Origin of the sequence: Sulfurisoma sediminicola, from assembly GCF_003865015.1 — a bacterium.
In the GTDB taxonomy this organism is placed as follows: domain Bacteria; phylum Pseudomonadota; class Gammaproteobacteria; order Burkholderiales; family Rhodocyclaceae; genus Sulfurisoma; species Sulfurisoma sediminicola.
This window is the reverse complement of sequence record NZ_BHVV01000002.1, coordinates 41,067-65,972: the sequence shown is the minus strand read 5'-3', so window position 1 is coordinate 65,972 and position 24,906 is coordinate 41,067. Positions and strand designations below refer to the sequence as shown.

General features: G+C 69.6%; 26 protein-coding genes. 24 read left to right on the top strand and 2 right to left on the bottom strand.

Going from position 1 to position 24,906, the window contains the following annotated elements:
* Positions 1-20 precede the first annotated feature (20 nt).
* The 10 genes from cobT (at position 21) to EJE94_RS04300 (ending at position 10,231) form a co-directional block, all read left to right on the top strand.
* Positions 21-1,061, top strand: coding sequence for a nicotinate-nucleotide--dimethylbenzimidazole phosphoribosyltransferase (gene cobT / locus EJE94_RS04345; RefSeq protein ID WP_121240239.1), 1,041 nt, complete (start codon positions 21-23; stop codon positions 1,059-1,061).
* Positions 1,058-1,855 carry an adenosylcobinamide-GDP ribazoletransferase gene (locus EJE94_RS04340; RefSeq protein WP_121240238.1) on the top strand — a complete coding sequence of 266 codons (798 nt, stop codon included), beginning with the start codon at positions 1,058-1,060 and terminating at the stop codon, positions 1,853-1,855. The genes cobT and EJE94_RS04340 overlap by 4 nt, the downstream gene beginning before the upstream one ends.
* Complete coding sequence (gene cobC, locus EJE94_RS04335; protein ID WP_121240237.1) at positions 1,840-2,379, top strand: alpha-ribazole phosphatase family protein; 540 nt, start codon at positions 1,840-1,842, stop codon at positions 2,377-2,379. Before EJE94_RS04340 ends, cobC begins: the two co-directional genes overlap by 16 nt.
* Entirely contained in the window at positions 2,372-3,445 is a 1,074-nt protein-coding gene (gene rfaQ, locus EJE94_RS04330; RefSeq protein WP_121240236.1) for a putative lipopolysaccharide heptosyltransferase III, read from the top strand. The genes cobC and rfaQ overlap by 8 nt, the downstream gene beginning before the upstream one ends.
* Positions 3,446-3,581: 136 nt before the next feature.
* Complete coding sequence (locus EJE94_RS04325; protein ID WP_121240235.1) at positions 3,582-4,736, top strand: glycosyltransferase family 4 protein; 1,155 nt, start codon at positions 3,582-3,584, stop codon at positions 4,734-4,736.
* Positions 4,737-4,788: 52 nt separating this feature from the next.
* Positions 4,789-6,558 (top strand): lipid A export permease/ATP-binding protein MsbA, encoded by a 1,770-nt coding sequence (msbA, locus tag EJE94_RS04320; protein ID WP_207855718.1) that lies wholly within the window; start codon positions 4,789-4,791, stop codon positions 6,556-6,558.
* Positions 6,559-6,755: 197 nt separating this feature from the next.
* On the top strand, positions 6,756-7,841 hold the full coding sequence (locus EJE94_RS04315) for a glycosyltransferase family 4 protein (protein ID WP_121240234.1): 1,086 nt from the start codon (positions 6,756-6,758) through the stop codon (positions 7,839-7,841).
* On the top strand, positions 7,838-8,650 hold the full coding sequence (locus tag EJE94_RS04310) for a polysaccharide deacetylase family protein (RefSeq protein ID WP_121240233.1): 813 nt from the start codon (positions 7,838-7,840) through the stop codon (positions 8,648-8,650). The genes EJE94_RS04315 and EJE94_RS04310 overlap by 4 nt, the downstream gene beginning before the upstream one ends.
* Positions 8,634-9,407 carry an SGNH/GDSL hydrolase family protein gene (locus EJE94_RS04305; protein WP_121240232.1) on the top strand — a complete coding sequence of 258 codons (774 nt, stop codon included), beginning with the start codon at positions 8,634-8,636 and terminating at the stop codon, positions 9,405-9,407. Before EJE94_RS04310 ends, EJE94_RS04305 begins: the two co-directional genes overlap by 17 nt.
* Positions 9,404-10,231 carry a class I SAM-dependent methyltransferase gene (locus EJE94_RS04300; RefSeq protein WP_124962393.1) on the top strand — a complete coding sequence of 276 codons (828 nt, stop codon included), beginning with the start codon at positions 9,404-9,406 and terminating at the stop codon, positions 10,229-10,231. Before EJE94_RS04305 ends, EJE94_RS04300 begins: the two co-directional genes overlap by 4 nt.
* Positions 10,232-10,373: 142 nt before the next feature.
* Here the strand turns inward: EJE94_RS04300 and EJE94_RS04295 are convergent, their stop codons facing one another.
* Positions 10,374-11,135, bottom strand: a complete 762-nt coding sequence (locus EJE94_RS04295) for a class I SAM-dependent methyltransferase (RefSeq protein ID WP_121240626.1) — start codon at positions 11,133-11,135, stop codon at positions 10,374-10,376.
* A 24-nt stretch (positions 11,136-11,159) separates the two neighbouring features.
* On the opposite strand from EJE94_RS04295, the gene EJE94_RS04290 reads away from it, so the two are divergent.
* From EJE94_RS04290 to EJE94_RS04270, 5 genes are read left to right on the top strand one after another with little or no spacing between them, the layout of a single operon-like run.
* Positions 11,160-12,290 carry a glycosyltransferase family 9 protein gene (locus EJE94_RS04290; RefSeq protein WP_165904758.1) on the top strand — a complete coding sequence of 377 codons (1,131 nt, stop codon included), beginning with the start codon at positions 11,160-11,162 and terminating at the stop codon, positions 12,288-12,290.
* Positions 12,287-13,516 (top strand): glycosyltransferase, encoded by a 1,230-nt coding sequence (locus EJE94_RS04285; RefSeq protein ID WP_121240229.1) that lies wholly within the window; start codon positions 12,287-12,289, stop codon positions 13,514-13,516. Before EJE94_RS04290 ends, EJE94_RS04285 begins: the two co-directional genes overlap by 4 nt.
* Positions 13,513-14,640, top strand: a complete 1,128-nt coding sequence (locus EJE94_RS04280) for a glycosyltransferase family 9 protein (RefSeq protein WP_121240228.1) — start codon at positions 13,513-13,515, stop codon at positions 14,638-14,640. The genes EJE94_RS04285 and EJE94_RS04280 overlap by 4 nt, the downstream gene beginning before the upstream one ends.
* Positions 14,637-15,938 (top strand): O-antigen ligase family protein, encoded by a 1,302-nt coding sequence (locus tag EJE94_RS04275; RefSeq protein ID WP_165904757.1) that lies wholly within the window; start codon positions 14,637-14,639, stop codon positions 15,936-15,938. The genes EJE94_RS04280 and EJE94_RS04275 overlap by 4 nt, the downstream gene beginning before the upstream one ends.
* The gene (locus tag EJE94_RS04270) at positions 15,935-17,011 is read left to right on the top strand and encodes a glycosyltransferase family 9 protein (RefSeq protein WP_121240226.1); all 1,077 of its coding nucleotides are present in this window, start codon (positions 15,935-15,937) and stop codon (positions 17,009-17,011) included. Before EJE94_RS04275 ends, EJE94_RS04270 begins: the two co-directional genes overlap by 4 nt.
* Here the strand turns inward: EJE94_RS04270 and polA are convergent.
* The gene (gene polA / locus EJE94_RS04265) at positions 16,989-19,709 is read right to left on the bottom strand and encodes a DNA polymerase I (RefSeq protein ID WP_121240225.1); all 2,721 of its coding nucleotides are present in this window, start codon (positions 19,707-19,709) and stop codon (positions 16,989-16,991) included. The two genes, EJE94_RS04270 and polA, sit on opposite strands and share 23 nt — an antisense overlap.
* Before the next feature lie 17 nt (positions 19,710-19,726).
* On the opposite strand from polA, the gene EJE94_RS04260 reads away from it, so the two are divergent.
* From EJE94_RS04260 to EJE94_RS04220, 9 genes are all read left to right on the top strand, one after another.
* The gene (locus EJE94_RS04260) at positions 19,727-20,455 is read left to right on the top strand and encodes an LOG family protein (protein WP_121240224.1); all 729 of its coding nucleotides are present in this window, start codon (positions 19,727-19,729) and stop codon (positions 20,453-20,455) included.
* A 47-nt stretch (positions 20,456-20,502) separates the two neighbouring features.
* On the top strand, positions 20,503-20,844 hold the full coding sequence (locus tag EJE94_RS04255; RefSeq protein ID WP_121240223.1) for a DUF2782 domain-containing protein: 342 nt from the start codon (positions 20,503-20,505) through the stop codon (positions 20,842-20,844).
* A 7-nt stretch (positions 20,845-20,851) separates the two neighbouring features.
* Complete coding sequence (locus EJE94_RS04250; RefSeq protein WP_243642524.1) at positions 20,852-21,271, top strand: DUF4870 family protein; 420 nt, start codon at positions 20,852-20,854, stop codon at positions 21,269-21,271.
* Positions 21,272-21,292: 21 nt separating this feature from the next.
* Positions 21,293-22,105: a BPSS1780 family membrane protein gene (locus EJE94_RS04245; protein WP_121240222.1), complete on the top strand. Its 813-nt coding sequence runs from the start codon at positions 21,293-21,295 to the stop codon at positions 22,103-22,105.
* Positions 22,098-22,739, top strand: a complete 642-nt coding sequence (gene nadD, locus EJE94_RS04240; RefSeq protein ID WP_121240221.1) for a nicotinate-nucleotide adenylyltransferase — start codon at positions 22,098-22,100, stop codon at positions 22,737-22,739. The genes EJE94_RS04245 and nadD overlap by 8 nt, the downstream gene beginning before the upstream one ends.
* 132 nt (positions 22,740-22,871) lie before the next feature.
* Positions 22,872-23,339: a ribosome silencing factor gene (gene rsfS / locus EJE94_RS04235; protein WP_121240220.1), complete on the top strand. Its 468-nt coding sequence runs from the start codon at positions 22,872-22,874 to the stop codon at positions 23,337-23,339.
* Entirely contained in the window at positions 23,336-23,806 is a 471-nt protein-coding gene (gene rlmH / locus EJE94_RS04230; protein ID WP_121240622.1) for a 23S rRNA (pseudouridine(1915)-N(3))-methyltransferase RlmH, read from the top strand. The genes rsfS and rlmH overlap by 4 nt, the downstream gene beginning before the upstream one ends.
* Positions 23,803-24,420 (top strand): Maf family protein, encoded by a 618-nt coding sequence (locus EJE94_RS04225; RefSeq protein ID WP_121240219.1) that lies wholly within the window; start codon positions 23,803-23,805, stop codon positions 24,418-24,420. Before rlmH ends, EJE94_RS04225 begins: the two co-directional genes overlap by 4 nt.
* Before the next feature lie 18 nt (positions 24,421-24,438).
* Entirely contained in the window at positions 24,439-24,906 is a 468-nt protein-coding gene (locus tag EJE94_RS04220) for a CZB domain-containing protein (protein WP_121240218.1), read from the top strand.

Sequence of the window (24,906 nt, the reverse complement as noted above, 5' to 3'; positions counted from 1 at the left end):
CGCGATTCTACGAGGGAAGCATGCACATCCACATTCCGGCCGTCGGCCGAACGCTCGAAGCGGAACTGCGCCGCAAGGTCGACCGCAAGACCAAGCCGCCGGGCAGCCTCGGCCGCCTCGAGGAACTCGCGCTGCAGCTTGGACTGATCCAGGGCACGCTGTCGCCGCGCATCCTCGCCCCGCACATCCTCGTCTGCGCCGGCGACCACGGCGCGGCGAAGGCGGGCGTCTCCGCCTATCCCCAGGACGTGACCTGGCAGATGGTGGAGAACTTTCTCGCCGGCGGCGCCGCGATCAACGCGCTGGCGCACACGGCCGGCGTCGAGCTGGTGGTGGCCGACGCGGGCGTCGCCCACGACTTCGGCCCGTGCCCGAATCTGGTTGATGCAAAAGTCTCGGCTTCCGGCACGGCCAATTACCTCGACGGCCCGGCCATGAGTACCGAACAATGCGCGCAGGCCATGGCCAACGGCGCGCGGGTCGCCCGCGATCTCGCGGTGCGCGGCTGCAACGCGATCGGCTTCGGCGAGATGGGCATCGGCAACACGGCTTCCGCTTCGCTGCTGACCCACTGCCTCACAGGCGCACCGCTGGTCGAGGTCGTCGGCCGCGGCACCGGGCTCGACGACGCCGGGCTGGCACGAAAACACGCCTTGCTGGAGCAGGCTCTCGCCGCCTGGCCCGAACGCAGCGGCGAACCTCTCGACGTGCTGGCGCGCTTCGGCGGCTTCGAAATCGCGATGCTCGCGGGTGCCATGCTCGCCGCCGCGGAAGGCGGCATGGTGCTGGTGATCGACGGTTTCATCGTCACCGCCGCCTTGCTGGTCGCCGCACGGCTGGCGCCGGCCATCCTCGACTACTGCGTCTTCGCCCACCGCTCCGGCGAACCCGGACACGCCGTCCAGCTCGCTCACCTCGGCACACGTCCGCTGCTCGACCTCGGCCTGCGCCTGGGCGAAGGCACCGGCGCGGCGCTGGCCTTCCCGCTGCTCGGCGCCGCCTGCGCCTTCGTGAACGAGATGGCCAGCTTCGAATCGGCAGGCGTCAGCGATAAATCGTGATCCGCAGGGAGATCGGGTACTTCTTCGCCGCGCTGCGCTTCTTCACGCGGCTGCCGGTGCCGGCGTGGGTCGGGCATTCGTCGGAGCAGCTGAACCACGCCGCGCGCTACTTCCCGCTGGTCGGCATCATCGTCGGCGCCATCGGCGCGGCCGTCACGCTGGCGGCGATGAAGCTGTGGCCGGCGCCGCTGGCCGTCCTGCTCGGCATGGCGGCGACCCTGCTCGCGACCGGCGCCTTCCACGAAGACGGGCTGGCCGACAGCATCGACGGCTTCGGCGGCGGCTGGACGCGCGAGCAGGTGCTGGCGATCATGAAGGACTCGCGCATCGGCAGCTACGGCGCGATCGGCATCGGCCTCACGCTGCTGGCGAAGTTCGAGGCGCTGGTCGTCCTCGCCACCGTCCCCCAAGGGGACTTCCTGCGGGGCGTGTCGCCAGCGCCGAGTTTTTTGGCGGCCTTGATCGCCGGCCATACTGTCTCGCGCTTCACCTCGACCATGCTGATCTTCACCCTCGACTATGCCCGCGACGACGATTCCTCGAAATCCAAGCCGCTGGCGACACGCATGGGCAGGGGCGAACTTGCGCTCGCCGCGCTTTTCGGCCTCGCGCCCTGCCTGCTGCTGCCCCCGACTCAAGTCGTGGTCGCACTGCTGCTGGTCACCGCCGTGACGCTGCTGGCGGCGCGTTACTTCGTCAAACGCATCGGCGGCTATACGGGGGATTGCCTCGGCGCGACGCAGCAGTTGGCCGAACTGGCCTTTTATCTCGGACTGATATGCGTTTGTTCCTGATCCGGCATCCGCTGCCCGACGTCGCGGCCGGCACCTGCTACGGCCGCACCGACCTGGCGCTGGCGGCCGATCCGCTCGCCTGCGCCGAAGCCCTGCGCCCGCTGCTGCCCGCAGACGCCCCGCTGTTTTCGAGCCCGCTGCGGCGCTGCCGCGAACTCGCCGAGTTGCTGCACCCAGTGCCGGTTATCGACGAACGCCTGCTCGAGCTGGATTTCGGCACCTGGGAAATGCAGGCCTGGGATGCCATCGACCGCGCCGCACTCGACGCCTGGGCCGCCGATCCGCTGCACTTCGCACCGCCGGGCGGCGAGGCGGTGGCGGACCTGCGGCTGCGGGTGCGCGACTTCCTCGACGAGCGGGCAGAAGATGCAGTGCTCGTCGCCCACGCCGGCGTGATGAAACTCTGTGCCGCCGAGTTCGCCGGCGTCGCGGCCGACGCGTGGTTCTCGATGCAGTTCGAATACGGCACCGCCACCCTGATCGAGGGTGGGCGCATCGTCTGGCAGAATAGGCGCCATGGTTGAAGACGCCGTCCCCCTCGCCGAAGTCCGCCGCGCGCTGGTGATCAAGCTGCGCCACCACGGCGACGTGCTGCTGACCGCGCCCGTGCTGGCCACGCTCAAGCGCGCCGCGCCGGGCTGCGAGGTCGATGCGCTGGTCTATGCCGATACCGCGCCGATGCTGACCGACCATCCGGCCATAGCGCAACTGCACCTGATCGACCGCAACTGGAAGCGGCAGGGCCTCGTGACGCAGGCGCGCGCCGAGCTGGGGCTGCTGTCTCACCTGCGCGCGCGCGGCTACGACCTGGTCGTGCACCTGACCGAGCACAAGCGCGGGGCCTGGCTCACCCGCCTGCTGCAGCCGCGCTGGTCGGTGGCACCGAAGCAGAAGGGCGACTTCTGGCGCGCCAGCTTCAGCCACTTCTACCCGCGCTCGAACCATCCGCTGCGCCACACCGTCGAGTCCAACCTCGACGCCCTGCGCCGCATCGGCATCCAGCCCGAGCCCGCCGACAAGCGCGTCGCCATGATGCCGGGCGCGGCCGCCGAGGTGCATGTCGGCACCCTGCAGCGCGAGCATGGCCTCGAGCCCGGACGCTACATCCACCTGCACCCGGCCTCGCGCTGGCTGTTCAAGTGCTGGCCGGCGGAGAAGGTCGCGGCGCTTGCCGACGCGCTGCACGAACAAGGCTGGCGCATCGTGCTCACCGCCGCGCCGGACGAGAAGGAGAAGGCGCTGATCGCCGCCGTGCTGGCCGCTGCCAAGACCGCTCCGCTCGATCTTTCCGGCCAGCTCTCGCTGCGGGAACTCGCCGCGCTCACGGCGCAGGCGCGGCTGTTCGTCGGCGTCGATTCGGCGCCGATGCACATCGCCGCCGCCATGGGCACGCCGACGGTAGCGCTGTTCGGACCTTCGGGCGACAAGGAATGGGGGCCTTGGAACGTCGCCCACCGTGTCGTCACCGCCGACTTTTCCTGCCGGCCCTGCGGCCTCGACGGCTGCGGCGGCGGCAAGGTCAGCGAGTGCCTGACGACGTTGCCGGTGGAGAAGGTGCTCGCCGCGTGTGACGAGCTGCTGAGCGCGTGAAGCTCGCCGTCGTCAGACAGAAATACACGCCATTCGGCGGGCGACCGTGCGCAGCGGAGGGGGCCCCGCGTAGCGGGGGCGCAGCGTCCGCGCACGGGATGCCTCCGCCGGTCGCTCGGCACTACGGAGTGGCGCCATGAAGCTTGCCCTAGTGCGTCAAAAGTACACGCCATTCGGCGGAGCCGAACGCTTCGTCGACCGCGCCCTTGGCACGCTTGCGGGGCAGGGTACGGAAGTGACCCTGCTGTGCCGCGAATGGAGCGGCGGTGACGCGAGCTTCCCCGTCGAGATCGTGAACCCGCCCTACGCGAGGCTCGGCGGGCGCAAGGCGCGCGACGCGAGCTTCGCCCGCGCCGTCCAGGACATCATCGCGACGCAGCGTTTCGATCTGGTGCAGGCGCACGAGCGCATCCCCGGCTGCCACATCTACCGCGCCGGCGACGGCGTCCATGCGACCTGGCTCGAGCTGCGCGACACGGCGCGCGGCGGCGCGGCGCGGCTCGCCACCGCGCTCTCGTCCTGGCACCGCTACACGCTGGCGGCCGAGGCGGCGATGTTCCGCCATCCCGCCCTCCGTGCCGTGATCTGCAACTCGCGCATGGTCAGGGACGACATCGCCCGCCGCTTCGGCGTGCCCGACGACCGGCTGGCGCTGATCCACAACGGCGTCGATACCGCCCACTTCCATCCCGGCCTGCGCCAGGACCACCACGATGCGTTCCGCAAGGAAGTCGGCTGTAGCGAGACGGCGCCGGTGATCCTCTTCGTCGGTTCCGGCTTCGAGCGCAAGGGCGTGGCGACGCTGCTGCACGCCATGACGCACTTGCCGCAGGCGCGGCTCTGGGTCGTCGGCCGCGACCGCGCGCAGGTTCGCTTCGAGCGGCTCGCGCACAAGCTCGGCGTCTCGAATCGCACGCGCTTCTTTGGCCCGCAGCCCGACGTGCGGCCGTTCTACGGCGCCGCGGACCTCGTCGCCCTGCCCACGCTCTACGACCCCTTCCCCAACGCGGCACTCGAGGCGCTGGCCTGCGGCCTGCCGCTGGTCACCACGACGAGCTGCGGCGCGGCCGAACTCGTGCGCCCCGGCGAGAACGGCGCCGTTTGCGCACCTGACGATGCGGCCTCGCTCGCGACCGCACTCGCCCCCCTGTTGAACGCCGGTCCTGCGCCGGCCCAGCGCGCCGCCGCGCGCGCCGCCGCCGAACCGCTCACGCTCGAAGCCACCGCCGGCGCGCTGCTCGCGCTCTACGGCCGCCTGCTGGGGCGGACTGGCGGAATGCCCCCGCTATAATCGCGGCTTCGCTCCAATACGGGCCGATTCCGCCCAATTGCGTCCGCCCTCGATGACCGCCCCCGATACCCCGCTCGACAGCTTCCAGATGTACGTGCGCCTGCTCGGCTACGTCAAGCCGTACTGGAAGGCCTTCGTCGTCGGCATCGTCGGCATGGCGCTGCTCGCCGCGATCGAGCCACTGTTCCCGGCGCTGATGAAGACGCTGCTCGACAAGGGCTTCTCCGGCAAGCCGCGCGACAACCTCTGGCTCGCGCCGCTGGCGGTGATCGCCATCTTCCTGCTGCGCGGAATCATCGGCTTCGTCACCGACTACACCATGTCGTGGCTGACCAGCCGCATCGTCTTCGACCTGCGCAACGCCATGTTCGCGCGCCTGCTGCAGCTGCCGACGCACACCTACGACAACCAGAGCACCGGCCTCCTGATCTCTAAGGTCACCAACGACGTCAACAACGTCACCGGCGCCGCGACCTCGGTGCTGACGGTGACGGTACGCGACTCGCTGACCATCGTGGCGCTGATGTCCTGGCTGCTCTACCTCAACTGGAAGCTGACGCTGGTGGCGCTGGCCATCACGCCGATGATCGCCATCGTCGTGCGCGTCTTCAGCAAGCGCCTGCGCTCGGCCAGCCGCGCCACGCAGACGGCCATCGGCGACATCACGCGCATCCTCGAGGAGACCATCGGCGGCCACAAGGTGGTGAAGATCTTCGGCGGCCAGTCCTACGAGACCGCGCGCTTCGGCGAGGCCAACCAGCGCTTCCGCCGCCAGAACATGCGCCAGGCGGTCGCGGCCGCGGCCACCGTGCCGCTGGTGCAGTTCTTCAGCGCCATCGCCGTCGCCGTGGTCATCTACATCGCGCTGCTGCAGGGGCAGACGGCCGAAACGACGGTCGGCGGCTTCGTCTCCTTCATCACCGCCATGTTGATGCTGCTGGCACCATTGAAGCGTCTCACCGACGTCAATGCCCCGCTGCAGCGCGGCCTGGCCGCCGCCGAAAGCGTCTTCGCCCTGCTCGACCAGGAGCCCGAGGACGACCGCGGCAGTGCGAGCTGCACGCGAGCGCAGGGCGCGGTGACATTCGACGGCGTCACCTTCACCTATCCCGGCACCGAGCGGCCGGCGGTAGCCGACATCAGCCTCGACATCGCGCCCGGAGAGACCGTCGCCCTGGTCGGCTCCTCGGGCAGCGGCAAGACCACGCTGGCCAACCTGCTGCCGCGCTTCTACCACGCCGCAGACGGCAACATCCTCATCGACGGCGTGGCGGTAGAGGAGCTGACGCTCGCCTGCCTGCGCGGCAACATCGCGCTGGTGTCGCAGGACGTGGTGCTGTTCAACGACACCGTCGCCGCCAACATCGCCTACGGCGGCATGGGCGCGGCCACGCGCGAAGAAGTCGAGGCCGCGGCGCGCGCCGCCCACGCCCACGAATTCATCATGGCCATGCCACAGGGCTACGAAACGCTGGTCGGCGAGCGCGGCGTCAAGCTCTCGGGCGGCCAGCGCCAGCGCCTGGCGATCGCACGCGCCCTGCTCAAGAACGCGCCGATCCTGGTGCTCGACGAAGCCACCTCGGCGCTCGACTCCGAGTCGGAACGCCATGTGCAGGCCGCGCTCGACAAGCTGATGGAGAACCGCACGACACTGGTCATCGCCCATCGCCTGTCGACCATCGAGCACGCCAATCGCATCGCCGTGCTCGACAAGGGCCGCATCGTCGAAATCGGCCCCCACGCCGAGCTGATCGCCCATGGCGGCATCTACAGCCGCCTCTACCGCCTGCAGCGCGCCACCGAAGAGGCGCTGGCGGCGTGAGCTGGGCTACCCCGACTAGCCTCGCCGCCGGGCCGCGCCCCGAAGGAAGTCCACTTGGGGGACCCCAAGGCGAGGCACAAACCGGAGCACGCGACGCGTGCGACCCCGCCGGTCGCAGCAACGAGGCTCCCCGTGACGATCCAGCGCAGCGGGCACGCGGGCTCCCTCCCGCGAGGGAGGGCCGGGGAGGGCGGGCCTTGACGATTCTGCACACAGAATCGTCTTTGGGCTGGGGCGGGCAGGAAAACCGCACCCTCAACGAGATGCTCGGCCTGCGCCAACTCGGCCACGCCGCGCTGGTCGCCTGCCAGCCCGGAGCGAAGCTCGGTGTCCGTGCGCGCGAGGCCGGCTTCGAGGTGTTCGAGACGCGCATGCGCTCCGCGGTCGACATCCCCGCCATCCTGCGGCTGCGACGCTTCATGCGCGAATGCCGCGCCGATGTCGTCAACACCCACAGCGGCCGCGACACCCAGCTCGCCGGCATGGCCGCGCGCACCCTGGCGCGGCGGCCGCGCATCGTGCGCACGCGCCACCTGGCGCTGCCCATCACCTCGCGCTTCACCTACAGCGTGCTGCCCGACCACGTGGTCACCGTCAGTGCGCACGTCGCGCGCACCCTGGTCACGGCCGGCGTGCCCAAAGAGAAGGTCACCGCCGTGCCGACCGGCATCGACCTCTCGCGCTACACGGCGGTGCCCGGCGGCAGCACGCTGCGCGCCGAACTCGGCCTTCCCCCCGCCGCGCCGCTGGTCGGGACCGTGGCGATCCTGCGCCGCAAGAAGGGCCACGCCGAACTGCTCGAGGCGATTCCCGCCGTGCTCGCCTGTTTCCCCGACGCCCACTTCGTCTTCGCCGGCGACGGACCGCAGCGCGAGAACCTCGAGCGGCGCATCGCCGAACTGGGCTTGAGCGAACGCGTCCACCTGCTCGGACTGCGCCGCGACGTCGTCAATGTGCTCGCCTCGCTCGACCTCTTCGTCCTGCCGACGCATCAGGAAGCGCTCGGCACCGCCTTCGTCGAGGCCGGCGCGATGGGACTGGCCGCCATCGGCAGCAAGGTCGACGGCGTGCCGGAAATAGTCGGCGCCGGCGAGACGGGGAAGCTGGTGCCGGTGAATGATCCGCAGGCGCTGTCCCGGGCCATCGTCGAACTGCTGGGCGACGCGGCGCTGCGGCAACGCATGGGTGCCGCGGCCCGGCACAAGGTGGCGACGCACTTCTCGCGCGAGGCGATGGTCGGCGGCATGATCGCCGCCTATCGGAAGCTGCTGGCTTCACGATGAAGACCGCCCGGGCCGTTCCCGTGCTGATGTACCACCACGTCAGCCCCTCGCCCGGGCTGGTGACCATCACGCCGGAAAACTTCCGCGCGCAGATGGGCTGGCTGGCCGGGAACGGCTACACCACCATCGGCTGCGACGATCTCGCCGGCTTCATCGCCGGCAAACCGCTGCCGGCGAAGAGCGTTCTGCTGACCTTCGACGACGGCTACCTCGACAACTACGTCTACGCCCATCCTATCCTCGCCGAGTTCGGCCTCAAGGCGGCGCTTTTCGTCATCACCGGCCGCATCGGCGACGGCCCGGCCCGCGCCTGCGCCGGCGAGGGCACGCTGCCCGACACCCCGGCGCACAACGCCTGCAAGGCGGCCGTCCAGGCCGGCCGCGCCGACGCGGTCATGCTGCGCTGGAGCGAGGTCGACCGCATGCGCGCGGCCGGCAGCTTCGAGTTCCATTCGCACACCCACAACCACACGCGCTGGGACCAGGTCGAAGCCGACCCCGACCGTCGCCAGTTGATGCTCGTCGACGACCTCACCCGTTCGCGCGCGACGCTGCAGGCCCGCCTCGGCCATGTCACGCCGCATCTTTGCTGGCCCCAGGGCTACTTCGACGACGCCCACATCGACGCGGCGCAGCAGTGCGGATTCAGCCATCTCTACACCGTCGAGCGCGGCAGCGTGCTCCCGCACGCGGACGCCAGCCGCATCCGCCGCATCGTCACCAAGGATCGCGGCGCATGGTGGCTGGGCAGCCGCCTCGCCATCTATCGCCGGCCATGGCTCGGCCAGCTCTATGAACGACGGAGTTAGGACGGCACGGCGCCCCGGGCCGTCCCTGCTCGCCAAACTGAAGAAGTCGGCGCGCAAGCAGGGCGCGCGGCTGGTCTGTCGTCTCAGGGGAGGCCGGAAGGTCCTCGGACTCTGCGATTCGCACGGCGGCGTGCTCGAATACATCCACGACCACGATCTGCTGCGGCCGCACCTCATCAACTGCGAGATCGTCGGCGGCGCCACCGCCTACGGCCTCGGCAACGACGAGTCGATCACCCAGGCCTTCAGGAGATTCACTCGCGCCGTCGCCCGCTTCGCCGACTATGACACCATGGTCATCATGCTGGGCGAGGTGGATTGCTGTGTCGCCATGTGGAACCGGGCGGAGCGGCGGCAGGAACCGGTGTTCGAGCAGATCGAGCCTGCGTTGCGCGGCATCCAGCGCCTCATCGACTGGCTGCAGGCGCAGGGCAAGCGGGATATCGTCATCCTCGGCTCCATCCTGCCGACCGTCGCCGATGCCGAGCGCGCATTGCAGCTCGACCCGATGCGCCAGGCGATCCGCGCCAGCCAGCGCCAACGCACCGATCTCGTGCTCGCCTTCAACGAGCAGCTGCACCAGCTCGCGCAGCGCAACGGCCTGCCCTACATCGACGTGACGGCGGAAACCCTGAATCGCGACAGCGGCCTCGTCGATCCGACCTTCCTCATCGATGGCGCCGTCGACCATCATCTGGCGCAGGAAAAGAGTGCGCCGCTGTGGGCGACCAGGCTGCGCGCGGTGCTCGACAGATGAACGCTCCCAACACCGACTGCCCGCTGTGCCGCCGTGGGCCGCTGCGCGTGCTCGACGCACATGCCGCGCGCTGCGACGCCTGCGACCTGCTGGTCAACCTCGACACCGCGCCGCTCGACTATGCCGAGGGCGGCGGCCAGGCCGTGCCCGATGCAGGCAAGATGCGCTGGCGCCGCGAGAACGCGCGCGGCCGCTTCCGCCTGCTCGAACCGTGGCTTGCCGGCGTCGAGGTCTTCGTGGACATCGGCTGCGGCTCGGGCGAAATGCTCGATGTCGCCGCCGCCCGCTTCGCCCGCGTCGTCGGCTTCGACACCAACCGGCCGCTGATCGCGCACATCCGCGCCGCCGGCCGCGCCGTCGCGATCGAGGGACATTTCGATGCTGCAACCCTGCCGCCCGAGGCAACCGGCAAGCGCACGCTGTTCGCGGCATCGCACGTGATCGAGCACCTCGAGCAGCCGCTCGCGCTGGTGCGGCAGATCGCCGCGGCGATGAAATCCGGCGACCTGCTCTACCTCGAGGTGCCGCTGTTCACCGGCGCCTCGTTCAGGAAGCTCGGCTACCGCTGGTCGCTGTGGAACCGAGAGCACCTGATGCTGTTCTCGCCGCAGGCGCTCGCCTACGTCGCCGACCACAGCGGGCTGGCGACGCTGGCGCAGGGCACGCGCATCTTCGCCCGCGGCTCGCACAGCACCAAGACGCGCCTCAAGCTGCTTGCGCGCCGTCCCCTCGACTTCGTGCGCACGGCGTTTTCCAAGGGACGCCACAGCTTCGCCGACGTGATGATCGCCGACTACGGTTATCTGGTGCTCCGCAAACCCTAAACCGGAGCCGCCGCAGGCGGCGAACACCCGTCACCTCCCCGCGAGGGGGCGAAGGCGGGGTTTCGCGAAGCACCGCTTCGCGCCGCCGCAGCCGGCTGGCTATGCAAAGCCTGCCGTGGGGGTGGGAGGGGCGAGTCTTTGGTTAGCGCTTCTTCGCGACGAGGACGTAGCCGAGCGTGAAGCGCCGGTTGCGGTCGAGCGGATCGAGCGCGAGCAAGGCCGGCGCCAGCAGGTAGGTGCAGCACAAGCGTGCCAGCGGCTTCATCAGGCGCGCGAAGCCGCCGCCGTTGCGCACCAATTCGTCCGGCACCCGCGCTACCAGATAGGCGGCCAGGGTGAAGAAGCCGCCGCGCGCTTCCAGCGACTCGATGTCGAAGCCGGCGTCGGCCATCAGGCGTTCGAGCGCGTAGCGCGTGAAACGATGGAAGTCCCAGGGCTGCATGTGCTCGCCGTAGCAGAGCGGGCTGGTCAGCAGCAGGCGCGCACCGGGCGCGAGCACGCGGGCGAGCTCGGCGAGGAACTCGCGGGTCTCAAAGACATGTTCGATCACCTCGACGCACATGGCCGCGGCGACGACGCCATCGGCGATGGGTAGGCGACGGATGTCGCCGGCGACGTCGAGCCCGGCGTAACCCGGCTGTTCAAAGCCGCGATCGACGGCGACGTAGCGCTGCGCGGCGAAATGGCGGCGGTAGTGACCGCCGCCGGCGCCGACGTCGAGCATGGCGATGCCCGCCGGCAGCGAACCGGCGAAGGACGCGACGGCGCGGTCGATCAGATAGCGGTTGAGGTTCTTGAGTCGAGCTCTCACGCGGCGGCGGTGTGGCGGGTCGGGGTGGACGCGATGGTAGAATCCGCCGGCTATTCCGGCATCTCCGGTCTCCACCGCGGCAGCAGGCGCCATTCTATCCTCCTCTCCCAGACCGCCGTGCGCATCCGCCCCCTCGATACGCTGCTAAGCTGGTCACTGCGTCTCGCCAAGGCGCTCGATCGCCGCACCGACAAGCTCGGCGACATCGACCCCGCTGCGGTACGCGGCGTGCTGCTGATTTCCTCCACCGCGCTCGGCGACACCGTGCTGTCGACCGCGGCCTTCGCTCCGCTGCGCCGCCGCTTTCCGGTCGCGCGCATGGTCGCGCTGATCCATGCTCCCTACGTGCCGCTGTTCCGCCACTGCGTGGAACTCGACGAGGTTGTTCCTTCACGCGGCGCCTGGCGCGGCTTCGTTGGCCTCGTGCGGCGGCTGCGCCGCGAACGGCCGGATCTCGCGCTGATACTGCACGGCAACGAACCGCAGGCCACGCCGCTGGCCTACCTCGCCGGCGCGCGCTGGATCGTCAAACTGCCCAACGCCAGCAACCCCTTCCGTTTCCTGCTCGCCAATCGCGAGCCGCCGGTGGCCTGGGCCGCGCTCGGCCACGGCCTCAACCAGCGCCTGCGCACGGCGGAACTCGTCGGCGCCGACGTTCACGGCGCGCGCATGACGCTGCCCGTGCCGAAGGCAGCGGTCGCGGCCGTCGATGCCTTCCTCGCCGATGGCGGGCTCGCCGGCCGGCGGCTGATCGGTTTCCAGTGCGGCGCCTCGGCGGCGAGCCGCATGTGGCCGGCCATGCATTTCGCCGAACTCGGGCGGCGGCTGCTGGCGTCGCATGCCGATGCGGCCATCGTGCTGACCGGCTCGCCGGCCGAGCGCGACTATCTCGAAAATCTCTGCCGCGATCTCGGTGAGCGCTGCCACGTCGCCTGCGACCTGCCGATCGAAGCCCTGCCGGCGCTGATCGGCCGCTTCGACGTCCTCGTCAGCGGCGACACAGGCAGCATGCACGTCGCCGTCGCCACCGGCACGCCGACCGTCTGCCTGTTCGCGGTGTCCGACCCGGCCACCTCGGGTCCGGCCTACGACAATGGGCACGATGGGCGGCATATCGTGATTTACCACCCCTGCCCGGACCTCGCGATCGGTACCAAGACCGCCGATCCGCGCTGCATCGCCCGCATCGGCGTCGACGAAGTGCTGGCGGCTGTCGAAAAGCAGCTGGCGCGGGAGCGGACGCGATGACGCGCGTGCTGGTTCTCGACACCGGCAAGGAGTGGGGCGGCGGCACCAACAGCCTGCTCGAGCTGCTCAAGCGCATCGACCGCAAGCGCTTCGACATCAGTGCCTGCTTCTACCATGACTACGCGCGTGGCGAGGGTTCGTCGATCTCGCGAGAACTCGCGGCGCTCGGCATCCCCTTCACCCGCCTGCCCGACCTGCGCCAGCCGCTCTGGGCCAAGCTCGCCAAGGAGCTGGCGCGCGGCCTGCTCGGGTGGCACCGCGGGCTGCGCGCCCGCGCCGTGTTCGCCATCGAGCGCGCCTGGCGCATCGAACCGCGCGCCGCGCAGGTCGAACAGTTGCTGCGCGAGGGCGGTCATGGCCTGCTTTATCTCAACAACCAGCCGTCGTCGAACCTCGAGGGCTATCTCGCCGGCGAGGTGGCCGGCGTGCCGGTCGTGCAGCATTGCCGCATCGACGCGGCGCTCAACGCCGCGGAGATCGCGGCGACGAACCGTATGGCACGTGCGGTGATCTGCGTCTCGCAGGGCGTCGCCGACTCGCTGCGGGCGCAGGGCATCGATGCCGGGCGGATCGTCGTCGTGCATAACGCCATCGACGGCGCCCAGCCGCTGCCGACACCCCAGCCGCTGCCGCAGGTGCCCACGGGCGCACTCGTGGTCGGCACCGTCGGCCAACTGGTGAAGAGGAAGTCGGTCGACGACCTGCTGCACGCCCTGAAGAAACTCGGCGGTAGCGGGACGGCGGCCGACCTGCCCGCCCCGACGACGGGCACGCCGCTCCATGCCCTGATCGTCGGCGCCGGCCCCGAGGAGCAGGCGTTGCGCTCCCTGGCAAGCGAGCTCGGGCTGGCCGATCGCGTGCATTTCGCCGGTTTCCAGCGCGAGCCGCTGCCCTGGCTCGCGGCGATGGACATCTTCGTCCTCGCTTCGAGCAAGGAAGGCCTGCCGCGCGTGATCCTCGAGGCCATGCTCCTTGGCAAGCCCGTTGTCGCGGCGCGGGCGGTGGGCTCGACCGAGCTGGTATCCGACGGCGATACCGGCTTCCTCTACGCCCATGGCGACGTCGCGGCGCTGGCCGCCCGCATCGACGAGCTTGCCGGCAACGCCGCGCTGCGCGCCCGGCTCGGCCAAGTCGGGCGCACGCGCGTGCTGGCGGAATTCTCGATCGAGGGCTACGTCGCCGGCGTCGAGCGGGTGCTGGCCGCTGCGGCTGGAGCGACGGCATGATCTACGCCCTGCTGACCCTGCTGCTGGCGCCGCTGCTGCGCCTCTTCGAGCGTCGGCCGGCGGTGCCGCCGCGGCGCGTCCTCGTGGTCCAGGTCGCCAAGATCGGCGACGCGATCTGCACCACGCCGCTGCTGCGCGAATTGCGCGCCGGCCTGCCGGATGCCCGCATCACCGTGCTCGCGGGCGCCGCCGCCGCGCCGCTGCTGCGCGTCAATCCGCGCATCGACGAAGTCCTCGTCGCCGACGCCGCCGACTGGAAGGGCCTGGCGGCGAAGTTCGGGCTCGCGGCGCGGCTGCGGCGCGGCGCCTTCGACGCCGTGCTCTGCTGCAACGGCGGCGCGACCTGGCCGGTGGTGCTGGCCTGGGCCGGCATCGCACGGCGCATCGGCCTGATCCCGAACTTCGGCGGCCGCAGCCAGCGCCTGGCCGAACGGCTGTGGACGAGCGGCATCGCCCACCGCGGCGAGCGCATGATCGTCGAGACCTATTTCGAGATGCTGCGCGCACTCGATCTCGCACCGACCGATACGCGCAAGGAGGCCCATGCCGCCGAGGGCGCTGCCGCGCGTGCCGCCGCACTGCTGCCCGAGGCCGGCCGGCCGCTGATCGGGCTGGCGATCGGCGCCGCCAACAAGCTGAAGGAACTCGGTACCGACAAGCAGGCTGAACTGGTCGTCGATCTGCTGGCCGCATGGCCGGCCGCACGCATCGTGCTGCTCGGCGGCCCCGGCGATCGCGACCAGGCCGCCGCACTGCTCGCGGCCGTGCCGGCTGGCGTGCGCGCGGCGCTGATCGACAGTTGCGGCGCGCTGGCACTCGCCGACCTGCCGGCGCTGCTCTCAAGACTCGACCTCTTCATCGGCGTGGATTCGGGGCTGACCTACATCGCCGACGCACTCGAGGTGCCGCTGGTGTCGGTGGCCGGCCCGTGCAACATGAAGGAGACCGGCCCGGTCGGTCCGCGCGCACGCATCGTCCAGCATCCGCTGCCCTGCGCACCCTGCGCCCACATCTTCCGTGCGCCCTACGCCTGCCGCATCGGCACGCGCGAATGCATCCGCGATGTCGGCAGCAGCGAGATCATGGCGGCGGCGCGGGACGCCATGGCGGGAGGCGCCGCATGAGCGACCGCATCGCCTTCGGGCTAAGCCTCGCGCTGCTCTTCGTCTGGTCGCTGCCGGGAACGGTCGCGCTGCGCATGGCGCTGCTGCTCGCCGCGCTGGCGCTGCTGGCGCGCCGTCTCGCCAGCGCCGGGTTCCAGCTCGGTGTGCGCGCATCGGCGCTGCCGTTGGTGCTGCTCGCCACGCTCACGTTCTGGCTGCTGCTGCAGGCGGTGTTCGTGTCAGCCGACACGGCCTGGGCACTCGGCGAACTGCGTGGACAGTGGCTGCCTGCGCTACTGGCCCTGACGCTGGGGTTCCTGCTGGCGTACCGCGTCGACGCCAGGCATCTTGTCACCGCGGTCGCGCTGGTGTTCGCAGCACAGGCGGCGATCGCCGTCGGTCATTCGCTCTGGCACTGGTTCGCTCACGGTCAGCTGCTGGTCCAGCTGGTGCCGCTGACCGGCGGCAAGCTCGAAATGAGCTTCGTGCTCAACATCCTGCTGGCCATCCTCACCGTGGATGTTTTCTGCCGTGCGAGCGGGCGCGATGCGCTGCTGCGGTTGCCGCTCGCTGCGGTTGCCGCGATGGTGCTGCTGGCATTGGCCGGCAGCCTGCTCGCCGCTGCCCGCAACGGCATCATCGGCATCGCCTTCCTGGCGGTCCTGGCGCTTTCGCTATTCGTTTTTGACCAGCGCCGCCACCTCGGGCGGACGCGCACTCTCGCCGCTTCGATGGCCATCGTGGCAGGATTGGCCGTCGCGGCCACGGTCAATTTCCGCACCGATTCGCGCTGGCAAGCCTTCACCGAAACAGCCGCGATTGCCTGGGACATCGATCGCTATTCGGCCTGGTTCGCCCCGTCGCAGCACCCTTGGCCCAAGCTGGCCGACGGCCGCAATGTCGATCACTCGACCTACACGCGCATCGCCTTCGTTCGCGGCGGGCTGCGCCTCATCGCGGAGGAGCCCCTGGGCCACGGTTACGGCCGCAATGCCTTCGCGCATGCGCTGCGCCAGCGCCACCCCGAGGCGCAACTAGGTCATGCCCACAATGGCTGGGTCGATCTCGGCGTCGGCGGCGGGGTTCCGGCGCTGGCCTTGTGGGCGGCCTTCCTCGGCGGTCTGATGTGGCGTGGCTGGCGCGCCTTCTTCGCCAGTGACAATCCCCACGGCCTGCTGCTGTTCTTCCTGGCCACCGGCTACGCCGGGCGCATGGTGCTCGACAGCGTCAACAAGGACCACATGCTGCAGATATTCATGTTCCTCGCCGGGCTGCTGCTGATGCTGACGACACCACGGCGCGAGGAGGCCGGGCCATGACCCCCGCGCTGCGCCGGATCCTAGTCGTGCGCCGCGACAACATCGGCGACCTCGTGTGCACCACGCCGCTGATCGACGCGCTGCGCGCGGCCTTGCCCGACGCGCACATCGCCGCGCTGGTCAATTCCTACAACGCCGAAGTGCTCGCGCGCAATCCGGCGCTCGATGCCGTGCACATGTACACCAAGCTCAAGCACCGCACGCCCGGCAGCTCGGCGCTGGCGCCGCTGCTGGCACGCGTCGGCCTGGTCCGCCGGCTGCGGCGCGAGCGCTTCGACCTCGCCATCCTGGCGCGCTCGGGCTTCGACCGCCACGGCCTCAACTTCGTGCGACTGCTCGGCATCCCGCGGGTGATCGGCTTCGTCCCGGCCGCTGGCGCGATCCCGCGCGGCATCACCGATCCGTTGCCGGTGCCGGACAACGCGCGCCTGCATGAAGTCGAGGCGGTGTGGAAGCTGCTCGACCCGCTCGGCATCGATGCGACGCCAGGGCCGCTCAGGGTGTTCCCGGAGCCGTCGCAGGTGGCGGCATGGCGTGGAAAAGTGATGCGAAGCGGTAGCCCTCGGGACGGCACTGGCGCGACGGTGGTCGTCGCCGTTCATGTCAGCGCACGCGAGGCGACGCGACAGCTTTCGGCCGAGAAGTGGATCGCCTTTCTGCACGGGCTGCGCGCAGCGTTGCCGGCGGCAACCGTCGCGCTGTTCTGGTCGCCCGGCGCCGAGAACGATCCGCGCCATCCGGGCGACGACGCCAAGGCGCAGCGCATTCTCGATGCCTGCGGCGACCTCGGCGTGATCCCCTGCCCGACGAAAGCGCTCGATGATTTGATGGCCGGACTGGCCTGCTGCAATACCTTCGTCGGCGCCGACGGCGGCGCCATGCACGCCGCCGTCGCCTGCCGCCTGCCGACCGTGGGGCTGTTCGAGAACTCTCCGTTCAAGCTCGCTCACTGGTACCCGTGGCAGGTAAGGCATGAACTCGTCGCGTCGCCGACCTTCGCCATCGGCGACATCGAACCGCAGTCGCTGGTCGCGGCAACGCTGCGACTACTTAATGGGCTTCGTCCCAGTTAGCACCGATCCCGATTTCCACCAGCAGCGGCACCGCCAGCGTCGCCACGCCGCCCATCAGCCTCGGCAGCTCGTGGCGCACCGCGGCAATCTCGGCGTCGGGCACTTCGAGCACCAGTTCGTCGTGCACCTGCAGGATCAGCTTCGACTCCATGCGCGCATCGTCGAGCCAGCCTTGCACCGCGATCATCGCCAGCTTGATGAGGTCGGCGGCGGTGCCCTGCATCGGCGCGTTGATGGCGGCGCGCTCGGCGCCCTGGCGGCGGCCGACGTTGCTCGATCTGATCTCGGGCAGCCACAGGCGGCGGCCGAAGACGGTCTCGACGTAACCCTTTTCCTTGGCCAGCTGGCGCGTCTCCTCCATGTACCTGGCCACGCCGGGATAGCGCGCGAAGTAGCGCTCCATGTAGGACGCGGCGGCGGCGCGCTCCAGCCCGAGCTCACGGGCGAGGCCGAAGGCGGACATGCCGTAGATCAGGCCGAAGTTGATGACCTTGGCGGCGCGGCGCTGGTCGGGGCCGACCTCGAGCGGCGTCACGCCGAAGATCTCGGCGGCGGTGGCGCGATGCACGTCCTCGCCGCGGGCGAAGGCCTCGAGCAGGCGCGCGTCGTTGGACAGATGCGCCATGATCCTCAGCTCGATCTGCGAATAGTCCGCGCTGGCGATACGGCAACCGGACGGGGCGATGAAGGCCGAGCGGATTCGGCGGCCCTCGGCGGTGCGCACGGGGATGTTCTGCAGGTTGGGCTCGGACGATGCGAGGCGGCCGGTGACGGCGACCGCTTGCGAGAAGCTGGTATGGACGCGGCCGGTGGCGGCATTGACCATCTTCGGCAGTTTGTCGGTGTAGGTGTTCTTGAGCTTGGCGACGCTGCGGTAGTCGAGGATCAGCCGCGGCAGCGGGTAGTCGAGGGCGAGCTGCTCCAGCACCTCCTCGTCGGTCGAGGGCGCCTTGGTCGGCGTGCGCTTGATCACCGGCAGGCCCTGGCGCTCGAACAGGATCTCGCCGAGCTGCTTGGGCGAGTTGAGGTTGAAGGGCTGGCCCGCCGCTTCATGCGCGCGCGCCTCGAGCTCGAGCATGCGGCGGCCGAGCTCATCGCTCTGCCGCGTCAGCGAGGCGCCGTCGATCAGCATGCCGGTACGTTCCATGCGGTAGAGCACCTCGGCCACCGGCAGCTCGATGTCGCGGTAGAGGCGTTCGAGCTTCTCTTCGGCCGCCAACCGCGGCGCCAGCGCCTCATGCACGCGCAGGGTGACGTCGGCATCCTCGGCCGCGTATTCGGCGGCCTGCTCGAGAGCGACCTGGGCGAAGGAGATGCGCGACGCGCCCTTGCCGGTGACTTCGTCGTAGCTGATGGTCTCCAGCCCGCAGTGGCGCATGGCCAGCGCACCGAGGTCGTGCGACTTGTCCGATTCCAGCACGTAGGACTCGAGCAGGGTGTCGTCGACAATGCCGCGCAGTTCGATGCCGTGGTTGCTGAGGACGTGGCGGTCGTACTTGAGGTGCTGGCCGACCTTCCTGTGCTGCGGCGACTCGAGCCAGGGCTTGAGCTGCGCCAGCGTATCGTGCAGCGGCAATTGGTCGGGCGCACCGGCATAGACATGGCCGAGCGGCAGGTAGGCCGCCTCGCCCGGCGCGATGCAGAACGAGATGCCGACCAGCCGCGCCTGCATCGGGTCGAGGTCGGTGGTCTCGGTGTCGAGCGACGTCAGTTGCGCCTGGCCGATCTTCGCCAGCCAGGCATCGAGCTGCGCCGGCGTCAGGATGGCTTCGTAGCCGCTGCGGTCGGGCGCGGCCGAGGAGGTCTGCTCCAGCACCGCGGTGGCCGGACCAGCGGCATCGGCTGCGGCGGCTCCGCCCTCGACCTCGCGCAGCCAGGTGCGAAAGCCCAGCTGCGCGAACAGCTCGGCCAGGCGTTCACGCGCGTGCGGCCGTGGCGCGAGATCGGTCACCGCCAGGGGCAGCGCGACGTCGCAGGCGACGGTGACGAGCTTCCTGCCCAGCGGCAGGAAGTCGAGGTGCTTCCTCAGGTTCTCGCCGACCTTGCCGCCTATCCTGTCGGCATTGGCGACGACGCCGTCGAGCGAACCGTACGCGTTCAGCCACTTCACGGCCGTCTTGGGCCCGACCTTCTCGACCCCCGGCACGCCGTCCACGGCGTCGCCGACCAGCGCGAGGTAATCGACGATGCGTTCCGGCGGCACGCCGAATTTTTCCAGGACCGCGGCCGCGTCGAGCGTCTCGTTGCTCATGGTGTTCACCAGCCGCACGTGGTCGTCGACGAGCTGCGTCAGGTCCTTGTCGCCGGTCGAGATCACCGTCTCGATGCCGGCGGCGGCAGCAGCCCGCGCCAGCGTGCCGATGACGTCGTCGGCTTCCACCCCATCGATCATCAGCAGCGGCCAGCCCAGCGCCTCGACGCAGGCGTGCAGCGGCTCGATCTGGGCGACGAGGTCGTCGGGCATCGGCGGCCGGTGGGCCTTGTATTCGGGGTACCAGTCGTCGCGGAAGGTCCTGCCCTTGGCGTCGAACACCACCGCGCGGTAATCTGATTTATAGTCGGATTCGAGGCGGCGCAGCATCGAGATCACGCCATAGACCGCGCCGGTGGGCGCGTTGCTTGGGCTCCTCAGGTCGGGCAAGGCGTGGAAGGCGCGATAGAGGTAGCTGGAGCCGTCGACGAGCAGCAGTGTGGCCATCAGGAACGAGGATAGAAATGAGCGCTAAGGACAAGCTGCCGAACGTCGCCGATCCCTGGCTGGCGCAGCCTTCGACCACGGCCCGCGAGGCGTGGCGCATCTTCGGCATTATGTCAGAGTTCGTCGAGGCGACCGAACGCCTGTCCTCGGTGCGGCCGGCGGTATCGATCTTCGGCAGCGCGCGCATCGCGCCCGATTCGGAAACCTATCGGCTCACCGAGAAGATCTCGCGGCTGCTGTCCGACGCCGGCTTCTCGGTGGTCTCCGGCGGCGGCCCCGGCGTGATGGAGGCGGCCAACAAGGGCGCCTATCACGGCAAGGGCGTTTCCATCGGCCTCAACATCCAGCTGCCGCACGAACAGCAGGCCAACCCCTACCAGGACATTTCGCAGTCCTTCCGCCATTTCTTCGCCCGCAAGTACATGTTCGTCAAGATCGCTTCGGCCTACGTGGTGATGCCCGGCGGCTTCGGCACCGTCGACGAGCTGCTCGAGGCGCTGACGCTGATCCAGACCAACAAGACGCCGAAGATCCCGCTGATCCTCGTCGGCAGCGCGTTCTGGGGCGGCCTGCTCGACTGGTTCCGCGACCGCCTGGTCGGCGAGGGCATGATCAGCCCAGCGGACATGGGCCTGCTGCAGGTGATCGACACGCCGGAGGACGTGGTGGCCGCGATCTTCCAGCACTACCAGACGCGCGGCTTCGACCGCCTGCCGGTGGAGCACGAGCTGCTCCTGAATCTCTAACCTCCCTGCCTTTGATAGAATCGACGCGTCCTCCGAGGAATCCCGCCATGCGCCGCCCGCTCCGCCACCTGCTTCCCGTCCTGCTGCTGTCCGCCGCCTTCGCCGCACCGGCGCAGAACCGCCCCGCCGACCTGCAGCCGCTGCCCGAGGCGCCGCCGCCGCCGGGCATGGTCGACCAGGCGCTCGAGCCTCAGGTCACCATCATCAAGCGCGGCGAGGACAGGGTCGAGGAGTTCCGCCTCAACGGCAAGCTCTACATGCTCAAGGTGACGCCGCCGCACGGCGTGCCCTACTACCTCATCGACGAGCAGGGCGACGGCACCATGTCGCGGCGCGACTCCTTCGAGTCCGGCGTCCGCGTGCCGATGTGGGTCATCGGCACCTTCTGAGCGGTTCGTGAACGCCGCAGTCCCGCCGCCCGACGCCCCGTCCGCAAGGAATGCCGCCCCCGGCGCTGCCGTGGACATAAAGGAAGTCCTCTTGGGGGACGAAGAGTCGCTGCGCAAGCTGAAGAACGTCGCGCTGGCCGGCTATGCCTTGCAGGCACTGGCATTCTTCCTCGGCGGCATCCCCTCGATCGTCGCCATCGTGCTGGCCTACGTCAAGCGCGACGACGCCAGGGGCACCTGGCTCGAATCGCATTTCCGCTGGCAGATCCGCACCTTCTGGTTCGCGCTGCTCGGCGGCTTCATCGGCGTCGTCACCCTGATCATCCTGGTCGGCTGGCTGGTTTTGGTCGCCACCACCGTCTGGGTGATCTACCGCATCGTCAAGGGCTGGCTCGCGCTCAATGACGGCAAGCCCCTGCCGCAATAAATGCGGCTCGCTGGTTAATCCATGCAGGCACGGCAGCTCCCCGCACGTCACGGCGTCGCCTGGCTCCTCGCCGGGCTGCAGCTGTTCCGCCGCAGCCCGCCGCTGCTGACGGCGCTGACCTTCGCCTACCTCTTCGTCGTTCTCTTCCTCAACCTGCTGCCGCTGATCGGCCCATTCCTGCTACCGCTGGTGCTGCCGGCGCTCACTGCCATCGTCGCCAACGGCGTCCGCGCACTGGAACAGGGCCGGCCCGTCAACAAGATCACCCTGCTGCACGGCCTGGCCGCCAACCACATCGGCCTGCTGCGCCTTGGCGGCCTCCATGTCCTCGGCTCGATCGCCATCCTCGCCATCAGCATGCTGATCGAGGGCGGACCGCAAAATCTGGGCAAGCTCGAGGACGCCGACCCCGGGGCGATGCTCGCCATGCTTGGCCGGCTGCTGGTCGTCGCCGCCCCCGTACTGATGGCCTTCTGGTTCGCGCCGCTGCTGGTCGCCTGGGACGGCGTGCCGGCGTTGAAATCGGTGTTCTTCAGCTTCATCGCCAGCATCCGCAACTGGCGGGCCTTTGCCGTCTATGGCCTCGCCGTCGCCACGCTCGGGATCGCGATCCCCGGCCTCATCCTGCTCCTCGCCGGCCTCATCTCGCCGGTCCTGCTCAACATCCTCTCGGTCGCGCTGCGCATGGTGCTGGTTTTCGTCATGGCGCCGGTGCTGATGGCCAGCGTCTACCTCTCCTACCGCGACGTCTTCCAGAACGCTCTGACGCCCGCCGGCGAAGCGCCGCCGTCGGACCAGCCGGCGGACGTCCCGCAATCCCCGCCCGATGCCTGAAACGGCCATCGGCATCCTCGGCGGCACGTTCGACCCGGTGCACAGCGCCCACCTCGCCCTCGCCGAGACGGCCCGGCAGCGGTTCGCGCTCGACCGCGTGCTCTGGATTCCAGCCGGACAGCCGCGCCACCGCGACGCGCCGCGGGCCACTGCCAGCGACCGCCTGGCCATGGTCGAGATCGCCATCGCCAATCGACCAGGCTTCGAACTCGATGCCAGCGAAGCCCGCAGCGACGCGCCGAGCTACACCGTGCCGACGCTGCTGCGCCTGCGCGAGCGCTTCGGCGCGACGAAGCCGTTGGTCCTGCTGGCCGGCGCCGACGCCTTCCTCGGCCTCCCTTCCTGGCACCGCTGGCGCGAAATCTTCAGCCTCGCCCACCTCGCCGTCGCCACCCGCCCCGGCTATGTGCTCGATGCGGCCGTCATGGCGCCGGAACTGGCCGCCGAGTTCCTGCAGCGGCAGCACGGCAGCCTCGCCGCAGCGGCAGGCGCCATCATGCCCTTCACCCTCGTCGCCGGCACCGTTTCCGCCACCGAAGCCCGGACCATGATCAAAGCTGGCCGCGACCCCGGCGACTGGCTGCCGCCGGGCATTCTCGATTACATTCGCACCCATCATCTCTACGGAACCTAAGCTATGACCCCCTACCCCCACCCCCCTTCCCGCCGAAGGGGGTGCCTTCGGTTCAGTTCTTGCGCCCGAGGACGCAAGAACTTCCGGTAATCACGCTGTCGCCTCCTTGGGGCGGCCCGGCGGAGGCTTGAGATGGACATCCGCAAGCTGCAGAAAATCGCCGTCGCCGCCCTCGAGGACATCAAGGCCGAGGACATCGAGGTCATCGACACCCGGAAGCTGACGGCGCTGTTCGATCGCATCATCGTCGCCACCGGCAATTCCAACCGGCAGACGCGGGCGCTCGTCCGCAGCGTGCACGACAAGGTCAAGGAGGCCGGCGGCGAAGTCTATGGCACGGAGGGCGAGGAGAGCGGCGAATGGGTGCTGATCGACCTCGGCGACGTCGTCGTCCATGTGATGTTGCCGGCGGTACGCGCCTACTACAACCTCGAGGAGTTGTGGCAGGCGGCGCCCAAACGCGCGAAGGACGGTGCCGCCGCCGCTCCGCCGAAGCCCGCCAAGGCCTCGCGCCGCGCGACAGCGGCTGCCGCCGCGACGCCCAAAGAACCTGCGGCAGCCGCTCCGCGCCGCCGCGGCACGCCGGGGAAGACCAGCTGAAGCTGATCGTCGCCGCCGTCGGCACCCGCATGCCGGCCTGGGTCGAGGCGGGCTTCGACGACTACGCCCGGCGCATGCCGCGCGAATGGCTGCTCGAGCTGCGCGAGATCAAGGCCGAACCGCGCACCATGGGCAAGACGGCTGCGGCCATGATGGCGGCCGAGGCGACGCGCCTGCGTGCCGCGCTGCCCAGCCACTGCCACCTCGTCGCCCTCGACGAACGCGGCCGCGACCTGAGCACCCAGGTGCTGGCCGACAGCCTTGCCCAGTGGTCGGGCGCGGGCGAGGACGTCGCCTTCGTCATCGGCGGTCCCGACGGCCTCGATCCCGGCCTGAAAGGCGACGCCCGCGCTATGATTCGGCTTTCCAGCCTGACGCTGCCGCATGCGCTGGTGCGCATTATCCTCGCCGAGGCGCTCTATCGCGCGGCCAGCGTGCTCAAGGGTCACCCCTACCACAGAGAATGACGCACCTCGAACCGAGAATCTATCTGGCCTCGAAGAGCCCGCGCCGTCGCGAGCTGCTGGCGCAGATCGGCGTGCATTTCGACCTCATGCTGTTTCGCGCCGGCACGCGCGAGGACCCGGAGACCAACGAGAACAGCCGCCCCGCCGAAACGCCCGACGACTACGTTCGCCGCGTCGCCATCGCCAAGGCGACGCATGGCGCGCGGCTGATCGGCATACGCCGCCTGGCGCCGCGCCCGGTGCTGGCGGCCGATACCACGCTGGACGTCGACGGCGAGATCATCGGCAAGCCGAAGGACGAGCAGGACGCCATGGCCATCCTCGCCCGCCTGTCCGGGCGCACGCACCGCGTGCTCACCAGCATCGCCGTCGCCCATGGCGAGCGCGTCGAGGAACGCACCAGCGTCAGCGAAGTGCGCTTCCGCCCGCTCGACGACGACGAGATCCGCCGCTACGTCCTCAGCGGCGAGCCGATGGACAAGGCCGGGGCCTACGGCATCCAGGGTCGCGCGGCGATATTCATCGAGGAGATTCGAGGCTCGCACTCCGGCATCGTCGGCCTGCCCTTGTGCGAAGCTGCCTTGCTGCTGCGATCTTTCGGCTATCCGGTTTGACGCGGGAGAAGAAGCGACATGGGGCTGATGGACTGGTTCAGGAATCTGGCGGGGGGTGCCGAAGGCGCCGCTGCCGACATGGCGCCATCGCCGCCGGCCGATCGGCATGCCGGGGAAGCGGGCGGCCTCAATTTCATGACGGCGATCGATGCCCACATGAAGTGGAAGACGCGGCTGGAAAACTACATCAACGGCACCAGCGACGAGGATCTCAAGGTCGAGGTGGTTTCGTGCGACGACAAGTGCCCGCTCGGCCAGTGGCTCCACGGTCCCGGCGGCGAGTCGTACGGCGCGATCCAGACCTTCGACGACATGAAGGCGATGCATGCGCACTTCCATACCTGCGCCGGCCACGTCCTGACCACGGCCCAGCAGGGCAGGAAGGACGATGCGCTGCGCATGCTCGACCACGGCGACTACGTGCGCGCCTCCGAGCGCTTGAAGATGCAGCTGGCCAAGCTCTATGTGTACATCTCTGAACGCTAG

Coding starts and splice junctions, on each gene's coding strand:
- EJE94_RS04260 (WP_121240224.1), top strand. CDS start 19,727: ATGAGCGCTAAGGACAAGCTGCCGAACGTCGCCGATCCCTGGCTGGCG.
- rfaQ (WP_121240236.1), top strand. CDS start 2,372: ATGGTTGAAGACGCCGTCCCCCTCGCCGAAGTCCGCCGCGCGCTGGTG.
- EJE94_RS04270 (WP_121240226.1), top strand. CDS start 15,935: ATGACCCCCGCGCTGCGCCGGATCCTAGTCGTGCGCCGCGACAACATC.
- EJE94_RS04245 (WP_121240222.1), top strand. CDS start 21,293: ATGCAGGCACGGCAGCTCCCCGCACGTCACGGCGTCGCCTGGCTCCTC.
- EJE94_RS04275 (WP_165904757.1), top strand. CDS start 14,637: ATGAGCGACCGCATCGCCTTCGGGCTAAGCCTCGCGCTGCTCTTCGTC.
- EJE94_RS04305 (WP_121240232.1), top strand. CDS start 8,634: ATGAACGACGGAGTTAGGACGGCACGGCGCCCCGGGCCGTCCCTGCTC.
- EJE94_RS04285 (WP_121240229.1), top strand. CDS start 12,287: ATGACGCGCGTGCTGGTTCTCGACACCGGCAAGGAGTGGGGCGGCGGC.
- EJE94_RS04220 (WP_121240218.1), top strand. CDS start 24,439: ATGGGGCTGATGGACTGGTTCAGGAATCTGGCGGGGGGTGCCGAAGGC.
- EJE94_RS04310 (WP_121240233.1), top strand. CDS start 7,838: ATGAAGACCGCCCGGGCCGTTCCCGTGCTGATGTACCACCACGTCAGC.
- EJE94_RS04300 (WP_124962393.1), top strand. CDS start 9,404: ATGAACGCTCCCAACACCGACTGCCCGCTGTGCCGCCGTGGGCCGCTG.
- rsfS (WP_121240220.1), top strand. CDS start 22,872: ATGGACATCCGCAAGCTGCAGAAAATCGCCGTCGCCGCCCTCGAGGAC.
- EJE94_RS04225 (WP_121240219.1), top strand. CDS start 23,803: ATGACGCACCTCGAACCGAGAATCTATCTGGCCTCGAAGAGCCCGCGC.
- cobT (WP_121240239.1), top strand. CDS start 21: ATGCACATCCACATTCCGGCCGTCGGCCGAACGCTCGAAGCGGAACTG.
- EJE94_RS04295 (WP_121240626.1), bottom strand. CDS start 11,135: ATGGCGCCTGCTGCCGCGGTGGAGACCGGAGATGCCGGAATAGCCGGC.
- cobC (WP_121240237.1), top strand. CDS start 1,840: ATGCGTTTGTTCCTGATCCGGCATCCGCTGCCCGACGTCGCGGCCGGC.
- EJE94_RS04325 (WP_121240235.1), top strand. CDS start 3,582: ATGAAGCTTGCCCTAGTGCGTCAAAAGTACACGCCATTCGGCGGAGCC.
- msbA (WP_207855718.1), top strand. CDS start 4,789: ATGACCGCCCCCGATACCCCGCTCGACAGCTTCCAGATGTACGTGCGC.
- EJE94_RS04255 (WP_121240223.1), top strand. CDS start 20,503: ATGCGCCGCCCGCTCCGCCACCTGCTTCCCGTCCTGCTGCTGTCCGCC.
- polA (WP_121240225.1), bottom strand. CDS start 19,709: ATGGCCACACTGCTGCTCGTCGACGGCTCCAGCTACCTCTATCGCGCC.
- EJE94_RS04280 (WP_121240228.1), top strand. CDS start 13,513: ATGATCTACGCCCTGCTGACCCTGCTGCTGGCGCCGCTGCTGCGCCTC.
- nadD (WP_121240221.1), top strand. CDS start 22,098: ATGCCTGAAACGGCCATCGGCATCCTCGGCGGCACGTTCGACCCGGTG.